At 74.9% G+C, this 2,682-nt stretch carries 2 protein-coding genes; both read right to left on the bottom strand.

Annotated features, from left to right (window positions below; translation table 11 throughout):
- Nucleotides 1-110: 110 nt before the first annotated feature.
- Nucleotides 111-1,730: a transporter gene (locus RIF68_RS33640; RefSeq protein ID WP_309055263.1), complete on the bottom strand. Its 1,620-nt coding sequence runs from the start codon at nucleotides 1,728-1,730 to the stop codon at nucleotides 111-113.
- Complete coding sequence (locus tag RIF68_RS33635) at nucleotides 1,727-2,542, bottom strand: ABC transporter ATP-binding protein (protein WP_309055262.1); 816 nt, start codon at nucleotides 2,540-2,542, stop codon at nucleotides 1,727-1,729. The genes RIF68_RS33640 and RIF68_RS33635 overlap by 4 nt, the downstream gene beginning before the upstream one ends.
- Between the last annotated feature and the right edge of the window lie 140 nt (nucleotides 2,543-2,682).

Genomic DNA, 2,682 nt, shown 5'->3' with positions numbered 1-2,682 from the left:
ACCGCTAACCGGCTGCCCCCCCCCCCGCCGCCTGACGCCCCCCCCGCCCGCCGCGGGGGGGGGGGGGTGGGTCCCCCCGCCCCCGCCCCCGGGCCGTACATACGCCCCGGTCAGCCCTTGCTGACCGCCTGGAGGATCTCCGGCAGACGGGCCGCCATGCGCGGGGCGACCGACTTCAGGCCCGCCCACGCCAACAGCGCCCCGTACAGCACACCGGCCGGCAGGACGAGCCACAGCAGGCCGTGCAGGCCGGCGACGTGGAGCCAGATCACCAGGCCGATGAGCGGGGCGCAGAGCACCGGGCCGGCCAGCATGCCGCCGAAGATCGCGCCCATGGCGAGCCCGCCCTGCCCCGCCGCGACGTTCCGGTGGGAGTCCTGCGGGATCGAGTACGGGAAGCGGACCGAGAGCACCGCGCCGAGCGCCAGCATCGCCCCGATCAGGGCGAACGCGACCCCGAGGCCCTCCGGCAGCTGCGAGAAGTCCCCGAGGATCGCCGCCGTGGCGACCGTCACCGCCACCGTGTACGGCACGGTGATCACCAGCAGGGCCAGGGCGCGGTCCCGCAGCTCGGCGTAGGCGCCGGCCGGTGAGGAGATGGTCTGGGCGACCATCCAGAACGCCGAGGTGTCCTGCCCGAACTGGTTGAACATCTGCATGCCGAGCATGCCCGAGGCGAACGACGCCCAGTAGATGCTGCCCGCGCCCTGGTAGGCGTTGAACACCGGCACGAGCGCGCCGATCGCGAGCGCGGTGACCCAGGAGGCCTTCGTCTTCGGGTCGCGCCCGATGTAGCGCAGACTGCGCTCCATGACGGCGCCCGTACGGCCCTCCGGGAGCAGCCGCGCGAGCCGCCCGCGCCCGTCCGTCGCGTCCTTGGTCGCCGTGGCGGCGGCGAGGGTGGAACCGTCCGGCTCGACCATCAGCCGCACCAGGCTCCGCCGCCACCACACGAGCAGCAGCACCAGCGTGGCGACGGTCAGCAGCAGCCGCCCGGCCGCCTCGGCGTACGCGCCGTCGCCCGCGTTCCCGATCGCGGCGAACGCCGCGGCGGGCGGCAGCCAGCCGGCGACGGCCGCCGCCGGGTCGAGCACCGACAGGTCGCCGGACCTGCCCAGGCTCTGCGCGCCGAAGTTGATCACCTGCATGCCGACGGCGATGAGCAGACCGCTGAGCAGGGCCAGGTCACGGCCCTTGCGCGAGGTGAGGAGCCGTACGTTCGCGGCGGCGACCGCCCGGGACAGCGCCACGCACACCAGGACGGTCAGCGGCACCGCGAGCACCGCCACCACGGTGCCGGCCGCGTCGTCGGCGAGGGCCAGGGCGGCGCCGACCGCGAGACAGAGCGCGAAGAACGGGCCGATGCCCACCAGGGACGCCACCAGCAGCGCCCGGACCAGCGGCTGCGGACGCAGCGGAAGCATGACGAGCCGCGACGGGTCGAGCGTCTCGTCACCGCCCGGCACGAACAGCGGCATCACCGCCCAGCCGAGGGTGAGCAGCGCGATGACGAGCACGGAGACCGTGCCGGCCGCCGAGCCGCCGCGCAGCAGCAGGAACGAGAGCATCATCGCGACCGCGATCAGCAGCGTCACCACGATCGACGTGATGTACACGGCGGTCCGGCCGCTGGACTGCCGCAGCCCGTTCCGGAGCAGCGCCAGCTTGAGCCGTACGAAGACGGAGGTGAGGGAGGGCGCCGGCGCGGGGGAGGGGACGACAGCACTCACCGCGCGCTCCCGCCCGCCACGCCGTCCGGCCCTGCCGCGGTCGCGCCCGTACCGCCGCCCAGCCAGTCCAGGGAGTCACCGGCGGCGGCGCGCTCGTTCGCCCCGACCAGCTCCAGGAACGCGGCCTGCAGGGACGGCGCGTCACCCCGGACCTCGGCCAGCGGGCCCTGGGCCCGGATGCGGCCCGCCGCCATCACGGCGACCCAGTCGCACAGCGACTCCACCAGCTCCATGACGTGGCTGGAGAAGACGACGGTGGCACCGGAGGAGGTGTACCGCTCCAGGACCCCGCGGATGGTCTGCGCCGACACCGGGTCGACGCCCTCGAACGGCTCGTCCAGGAAGAGCACCTCCGGGTTGTGGAGGAGCGCCGCCGCCAGGCCGATCTTCTTCCGCATACCGGTCGAATAGTCCACGACCAGCTTGTTCTGCGAACCGGTCAGATCCAGGACGTCGAGCAGCTGCGTGGCCCGCTTGTCGACCTCGGCGCCCGGCATCCCCCGGAGCCGGCCGCTGTACGCCAGGAGTTCACGCCCCGACAGGCGCTCGAAGAGACGCAGTCCCTCGGGCAGGATGCCGATGCTCGCCTTCACCCGCGCGACCGACTCGGGGTCGCGCCACACGTCGTGGCCCGCGACGAGCACACGGCCGGCGTCCGGCCGCAGCAGGCCGGTGATCATGGACAGGGTGGTCGTCTTGCCGGCCCCGTTGGGCCCCACCAGGCCGATGAACTTCCCCGCCGGCAGGACCAGGTCGATCCCGTTCACGGCGATCTGCTCACCGAACCGCTTCCACAGTCCCTCCACCCGCACGGCGGGGGGCCCCCCCGGCCCCCCGGGGGGGCGCCCCCCGGGGGGCCCGCGGGCCCCCCCCCGGCGGCGGCGTCGCCGGCGCCCTGGCCGACCAGCCGCGGGTGCGTCCAGGCCGCGCGCCGCTCGGCGTCCCCGGCGGG

It is taken from the genome of Streptomyces sp., from assembly GCF_031178505.1.
Taxonomy (GTDB): domain Bacteria; phylum Actinomycetota; class Actinomycetes; order Streptomycetales; family Streptomycetaceae; genus Streptomyces; species Streptomyces gulbargensis.
Note: the sequence above shows the minus strand (reverse complement) of the source record. Positions and strands in the feature narration are given on the sequence as shown.